Source organism: Sphingomonas sp. CCH9-F2 (assembly GCF_001556735.1).
In the GTDB taxonomy this organism is placed as follows: Bacteria; Pseudomonadota; Alphaproteobacteria; order Sphingomonadales; family Sphingomonadaceae; genus Sphingomonas; species Sphingomonas ginsenosidimutans.
Genome location: NZ_LSJO01000342.1, coordinates 1 through 5890, shown reverse-complemented (window position 1 = coordinate 5890; position 5890 = coordinate 1). Strand labels below are relative to the sequence as shown.

At 69.3% G+C, this 5890-nt stretch carries 6 protein-coding genes and 1 pseudogene; 5 read left to right on the top strand and 2 right to left on the bottom strand.

The window, feature by feature from the left end; translation table 11 throughout:
* A pseudogene (locus AX685_RS09830) lies at positions 1-880 on the bottom strand (methyl-accepting chemotaxis protein); the annotation flags it as partial.
* A gap of 180 nt (positions 881-1060) precedes the next feature.
* Here AX685_RS09830 and sdhC point away from each other — a divergent pair.
* The 5 genes from sdhC (at position 1061) to AX685_RS09805 (ending at position 5411) form a co-directional block, all read left to right on the top strand.
* Positions 1061-1486 (top strand): succinate dehydrogenase, cytochrome b556 subunit, encoded by a 426-nt coding sequence (sdhC, locus tag AX685_RS09825; protein WP_066488075.1) that lies wholly within the window; start codon positions 1061-1063, stop codon positions 1484-1486.
* On the top strand, positions 1486-1863 hold the full coding sequence (sdhD, locus tag AX685_RS09820) for a succinate dehydrogenase, hydrophobic membrane anchor protein (protein WP_066488073.1): 378 nt from the start codon (positions 1486-1488) through the stop codon (positions 1861-1863). Before sdhC ends, sdhD begins: the two co-directional genes overlap by 1 nt.
* Positions 1863-3665, top strand: a complete 1803-nt coding sequence (sdhA, locus tag AX685_RS09815; protein WP_066488071.1) for a succinate dehydrogenase flavoprotein subunit — start codon at positions 1863-1865, stop codon at positions 3663-3665. The genes sdhD and sdhA overlap by 1 nt, the downstream gene beginning before the upstream one ends.
* Positions 3666-3796: 131 nt before the next feature.
* Positions 3797-4828, top strand: a complete 1032-nt coding sequence (locus AX685_RS09810) for a C13 family peptidase (RefSeq protein ID WP_231738760.1) — start codon at positions 3797-3799, stop codon at positions 4826-4828.
* A 10-nt stretch (positions 4829-4838) separates the two neighbouring features.
* Positions 4839-5411, top strand: coding sequence for an ATP-dependent Clp protease proteolytic subunit (locus AX685_RS09805; protein ID WP_066488068.1), 573 nt, complete (start codon positions 4839-4841; stop codon positions 5409-5411).
* A 22-nt stretch (positions 5412-5433) separates the two neighbouring features.
* On the opposite strand, the gene AX685_RS09800 is transcribed toward AX685_RS09805, so the two are convergent.
* Positions 5434-5890 (bottom strand): DnaJ domain-containing protein (locus tag AX685_RS09800; RefSeq protein WP_066488066.1); only part of this gene is annotated, 457 nt, incomplete at its 5' end.

Here is a 5890-nt window from a genome sequence, read left to right as displayed (position 1 = left end):
TATCGCGGATCAGCCCCAGGATCGATTCGATCGACTTGGCATGATCGCTCAGCGCGCCCGACACCGTCACCGCATCGCCCGCCTGGCCGGCGGCGCGGGTGGCGATCTCGGCGGCGATCTCCACCTCGGCGCGGGCATCCTCGATCGCGCGGATCAGCCCGGCGGCGGTGGAGGCGGCGTCGCGCATCGCGACCGCCGACTGTTCCGCCGCGGCGGCGACCTCGCTGGTCTTGCCCAGCATCCCGCGCGCCGAGGAGGACGCGCACGACGCCTGGGAGCGCAGCTGCAGTCCCTCGCGCGTGGTATCCTCCACGGTCAGCGCGATGCCGTCGCGGAACTCCGCCGCCAGCCGGTCGCGCTCGACCTGCGCGCTGTACGCGCCATAGCCGTTGTAGATTTCGACGGTGATCTCGCCCTCCAGCGCGGACAGCCGCATCAGCGTGTCGACCAGTTCCAGCAGCTGGGGATCGCCCGCGGGCACCGCGGCCATCAGCACGGTCAGCGCCATGCGGTCGCTGGCGCTGATCATCGACAGCAGCGCCATCGGCGTCACCCCGGCGGCATAGGCGGTCGCGACCGCGCGCTCGATCGCGTTGACCCACGGCCGCTCGCGCGTGTGGAGGAAGCGGTTGCGCAGGAACTCGCATCCCAGATCGACCATCCGGTCGTCGCCCGCGTCCTTCCACGACGATTCGGCCGCGAAGCAATGCTGCCAATGTTCCCAATAGGCGCGCGCAATCTCGCGCACGCGCGGCTCCAGCAGGGCCCAGGCGGTGCGCGCGCTGTCGGCAAGCCGGCCGTCGGCATCGAAGACGCGGAACCGCTCGTCCAGGTCGAGCGCGGTGGCGACCGATCCGACAGGTGGCATATCCTTGGACACGAAGCACTTCCTTGTGTGGGGGACAGGATCGGAGATGTACGGCGCGATAGGTTAAGGCAGGGTTAGGGATGCCGCCCGCGCCGATCCGGGCGCCGCGATAAGCCGGGCGCTTGCATCCCGTGCCGCATCGCCGCATAGACCGGCCCAAATCGTTCACGCCGTATTCCGAGGAGCCAAGCGGTGGCCACCAGACCCGATCGCCCGCGCAGCCCGCACCTGTTCAGCGGCCCGCTCGCGCTTCATTACCGCTGGAGCCCGGCGATGGCCGCGTCGATCTTCCATCGCGTGACCGGCGACGGCATGGCGACGGTGGGCACCGCGCTGCTGGTGTGGTGGCTGGCGGCGATCGCCGCCGGGCCGGACGCCTATGCCACGTTCCTGAACGTGTTTACCCACGCCGACGGTGGGCTGAACCCGATCGGCTGGGTGGTCGGCGTCGCGCTGACCTGGGCGGTGTTCCAGCACATGATGAGCGGCATCCGCCACCTGGTGATGGACACGGGCGCGGCGTTCGAGCTGAAGACCAACCGGACGCTGGCCGCGCTGACCTTCGTCGCGTCGGTGCTGCTGACGGCGGCGTTCTGGCTCTATCTGGGGATCAAGTGATGACGACGCAGATCGGCCGCGTCCGGGGTCTGGGCAGCGCCCACGCCGGTGCGCATCATTGGTGGCATCAGAAGATCACCGCGGGCACCAACGTCCTGCTGGTCGTATGGCTGCTGGCGTCGATCGCGCGGCTGCCGGCCTATGACTATACCACGGTGCGGCTGTGGCTGCATTCGATGTGGGCGGCGGTGCCGATGGTGCTGCTGATCGCATCGGTGTTCTACCACTTCCGCCTAGGGCTGCAGGTGGTGATCGAGGATTATGCGCACAAGGAGAATCGCTTCGTGATGATGATCCTCCTCAACGTGTTCACCGCCGCCGCCGCCGCCATCGCCATCGTCTCGATCCTCAAGGTCGCGTTCGGAGCTGCCGCATAATGTCTGACGCCTACAAGATCATCGACCACACCTATGACGCGGTGGTGGTCGGCGCGGGCGGATCGGGCCTGCGCGCCACGATGGGGATCGCGGAAAGCGGCCTCAAGACCGCCTGCATCACCAAGGTGTTCCCGACCCGCAGCCATACCGTGGCGGCGCAGGGCGGGATCGCCGCATCGCTGGGCAACAACTCGCCGGACCATTGGTCGTGGCACATGTTCGACACCGTCAAGGGTTCCGACTGGCTCGGCGACCAGGACGCGATCGAATATATGGTGCGCGAGGCGCCGGCCGCGGTGTATGAACTGGAGCACGCCGGCGTGCCGTTCAGCCGCAACGACAACGGCACCATCTACCAGCGGCCGTTCGGCGGGCACATGCAGAACATGGGCGAAGGCCCGCCGGTGCAGCGCACCTGCGCCGCCGCCGACCGCACCGGTCACGCCATGCTGCATGCGCTGTACCAGCAGTCGCTGAAGTATGACGCCGACTTCTACGTCGAATATTTCGCGCTCGACCTCATCATGGAGAACGGCGCGTGCCGCGGCGTCATCGCGCTGTGCATGGAGGACGGGTCGATCCACCGCTTCCGCGCGCATGCCGTCGTGCTGGCGACCGGCGGCGGCGGGCGCGTGTACCAGTCGGCGACGTCGGCGCACACCTGCACCGGCGACGGCAACGGCATGGCGCTGCGCGCCGGCATCGCGTTGCAGGACATGGAGTTCGTGCAGTTCCACCCGACCGGCATCTACGGCGCGGGCGTGCTCATCACCGAGGGTGCGCGCGGCGAGGGCGGGTATCTAACCAATTCCGAGGGCGAGCGGTTCATGGAACGCTATGCCCCGTCCGCCAAGGACCTGGCCAGCCGCGACGTCGTCGCGCGCTCGATGGCGATGGAGATGCGCGAGGGCCGCGGCGTCGGCAAGGACAAGGACCACATCTTCCTCCACCTCGACCATATCGACCCCGCGGTGCTGCACGAGCGGCTGCCGGGGATCACCGAGACGGGCAAGATCTTCGCGGGCGTCGACCTGACACGCCAGCCGTTGCCGGTGACGCCGACGGTCCATTACAACATGGGCGGCATCCCGTGTAACTACCACGGCGAGGTCGTGCGGCTGAAGGACGGTAACCCCGATTCGGTCGTCCCCGGCCTGTTCGCGGTCGGCGAGGCGGCGTGCGTTTCGGTCCACGGCGCCAACCGCCTCGGCTCCAACTCGCTGATCGACCTGGTCGTGTTCGGGCGCGCCACCGGCCTGCGGCTGAAGGACACGCTGAAGCCGAACACCTCGCACGATGCGCTGCCCAAGGGATCGGAAGAGCTGTCGCTCAGCCGGCTCGACCATTTCCGCAACGCCAAGGGCGGCACCCCGACCGCTAAGCTGCGCGCCGAGATGCAGAAGACGATGCAGCGCCACTGCGCGGTGTTCCGCGACAGCGCGCTGCTGGCCGAGGGCGTGACGAAGATCGACGGCATCTACCAGGGGATGCAGGACGTCGGCATCGCCGATCGCTCGCTGATCTGGAACACGGATCTGGTCGAGACGCTGGAGCTCGACAATCTGATCGGCCAGGCGGTGGTGACGATGAAGAGCGCCGACAACCGCAAGGAAAGCCGCGGTGCGCACATGCATGAGGATTTCCCGGAGCGCGACGACGCCAACTGGATGAAGCACACGATCGCGACGTTCGACGGCTGGGGCGGCAAGGGCGGCGCGGTGTCGATCGACTATCGCCCGGTGCACGATTACACGCTGACCGACGACATCGAGTATATCAAGCCGAAGAAGCGCGTCTATTGATCGCCCGCGCGGCCCCGCGTCGACGGGGCCGCGCGGTCGCGGTGGCCCGGCGCTGTCGACGATGGCGGATCGGAACGCGCACTTGACGACGTGCTCCTACACGTGCCCAATCGTCGCGAACGGGGGCGCGGATGGGGCGGACGTGGTCGGACATGATGCGGGCGGGGCTGCTGCTGATCGCGGTGGCGGGCGTGGGGGCACGGGCCTCGTCCCCCTCCGCCACGGTCGCTGACGCGCCGCCGCCCCGCCATACGCTGCCCCCGCCGACGCTGGACGGCGACGATGCGACGATGCGGCAGCAGGCCGACACCGGGATCGTCGTGGAGCGCGACCGCACCGCGCGCTGGCGGCTGGCGGAGCATCGCCGGCTGACCGCCGCGCTCGACCGGCTCGCGCCCGAACGCAGCGGGGTGATCGATGCCTATGTCGTGGTCGCGGCGCTGGACAGCGACCCGGTGTTCGCGCGGGAGGCGCGGGCGAGCGCGGTGGTGCTGGCGCGGCGCTATGGCGCGGAAGGGCGCACGATCGTGCTGGCCGGGCCGGACGGGCGCGGGGGCGCCGCGCTGCCGATGGGCAGCCCCGCCGCGCTCGACCTGGTGCTGGCGCGTGTCGCCGAGGTGATGAACCCGGCGGAGGACGTGCTGATCCTCTACACCACCAGCCATGGTGCCGGGTTCGGCCTCTATTACAACGACGGCGACCAGGGTTACGGTGCGATCGGCCCGGCGCATCTGTGGCGGGAATTGTCCGACCTGGGCATCCGCAACCGCCTGATCCTGCTGAGCGCCTGCTATTCGGGGGTGTTCGTGCCGATGCTGTCGTCGGACACGACCGCGATCGTCACCGCCGCCTCCGCCGAACGCAGCAGCTTCGGGTGCGAGGCGGACAACGACTGGACGTTCTTCGGCGATGCGCTGGTCAACCATGCGCTGCGCCAGCCGGTGCCGCTGGCGGCGGCGGTGGCGCAGGCGCAGGGCGAGATCGCCGGATGGGAGCGGCGGGCCAAGCTGACCCCCTCCGATCCGCAGGTGTCGATCGGGGCGGGTGCGCAACGCTGGCTGGCGACGCTGGAGCGCGCGCTGCCGCCCGCCGATGCGCCGGTCGGGCGCCCGGCGACGGCGGTGCTGGAGGAGGTGGCGCGGAACAAGCGGGCGCGCCGCTGATTGGGGCGGGATGACCACCGATACCCACGCCTCGCAATATCCGCTGCTCGCGGCTCCGCATATCCAGCTGCACGGCATCGTCGACGATGCGATGTACGCGCAGTTCAAGGACCAACTGGCCGCCGCGCCGCCCGACGGCCCGCTGGTGGTGTCGATCACCACATTGGGCGGCGACCCGGAAATGGCGCGGGCGATGGGCGATTCGATCCGGCTGCTGCGCGAATATACCGGGCGGGATGCGCTGTTCCTTGGCAAGGTGGCGGTCTATTCCGCGGGGGCGACGTTCATGTCGGCCTTTCCCGCCGATCGCCGGTTCCTGACCAAGAATTCGCGGCTGATGATCCACGAACGGCTGATGAACAGCACGATCACGCTCAACGGCCCGCTCAACACACTGACCCCGCTGCTCAAGGCCAAGCTGAACGAGATCGAGGATTCGATCCGCATCCAGGAGGAGGGCTTCGCCGATCTGGTGCGCGGCACGCAGGTGACGCTGGAGCAGCTGAAGGCCAAGGCGCCCGACAATTGGTATATCGAGGCCGAGGAGGCGCGGCGGCTGGGGCTGGTGCTCGACATCATCTGACGCCCCCCGCCGCGGCCGCGCGTCATGCGAAGGCGGGGGCGCGGCGCAGCTGCTGATAGGCGGCGATCACCCTGGTCAGCTTCGCTTCGTGCCGGCGGTCGCCGCCGTTGCGATCGGGGTGGTAGCGGCGGACGAGGTCCGAATAGCGGCGGCGCAGCGCGGCGCGATCGGCGTCCGCAGCGAGCCCCAGCACTTCGAGGTTGCGGCGGTCCTCCCCCGACAAAGGCTTGCCGTCCGCACGCTCCGGCGCGGCGGCGGCGCGGCGGAAGCGCGCGCCGATCGCGTCGAGCGGATCGGTGAAATCGGCCCAGCGCGGCCCGGCATCCCCCGCCCCCGCACGCGCGAAGGCGCGCGTCTCGCGCTCCCACCCGGCCATCGGTCGCTGTGCCTGGTGGATTTCGTCGGCGGTCATCCCGTCGAAGTAATTGTAGCCGGCGTTGAACGCGCGGATGTGATCGAGGCAGAACCAGCGGAAGCGC

Bases quoted from the DNA above. Each gene is read 5' to 3' on its own strand.
- AX685_RS09805 (WP_066488068.1), top strand. From the start codon at position 4,839: ATGACCACCGATACCCACGCCTCGCAATATCCGCTGCTCGCGGCTCCG.
- sdhD (WP_066488073.1), top strand. From the start codon at position 1,486: ATGACGACGCAGATCGGCCGCGTCCGGGGTCTGGGCAGCGCCCACGCC.
- AX685_RS09810 (WP_231738760.1), top strand. From the start codon at position 3,797: ATGGGGCGGACGTGGTCGGACATGATGCGGGCGGGGCTGCTGCTGATC.
- sdhA (WP_066488071.1), top strand. From the start codon at position 1,863: ATGTCTGACGCCTACAAGATCATCGACCACACCTATGACGCGGTGGTG.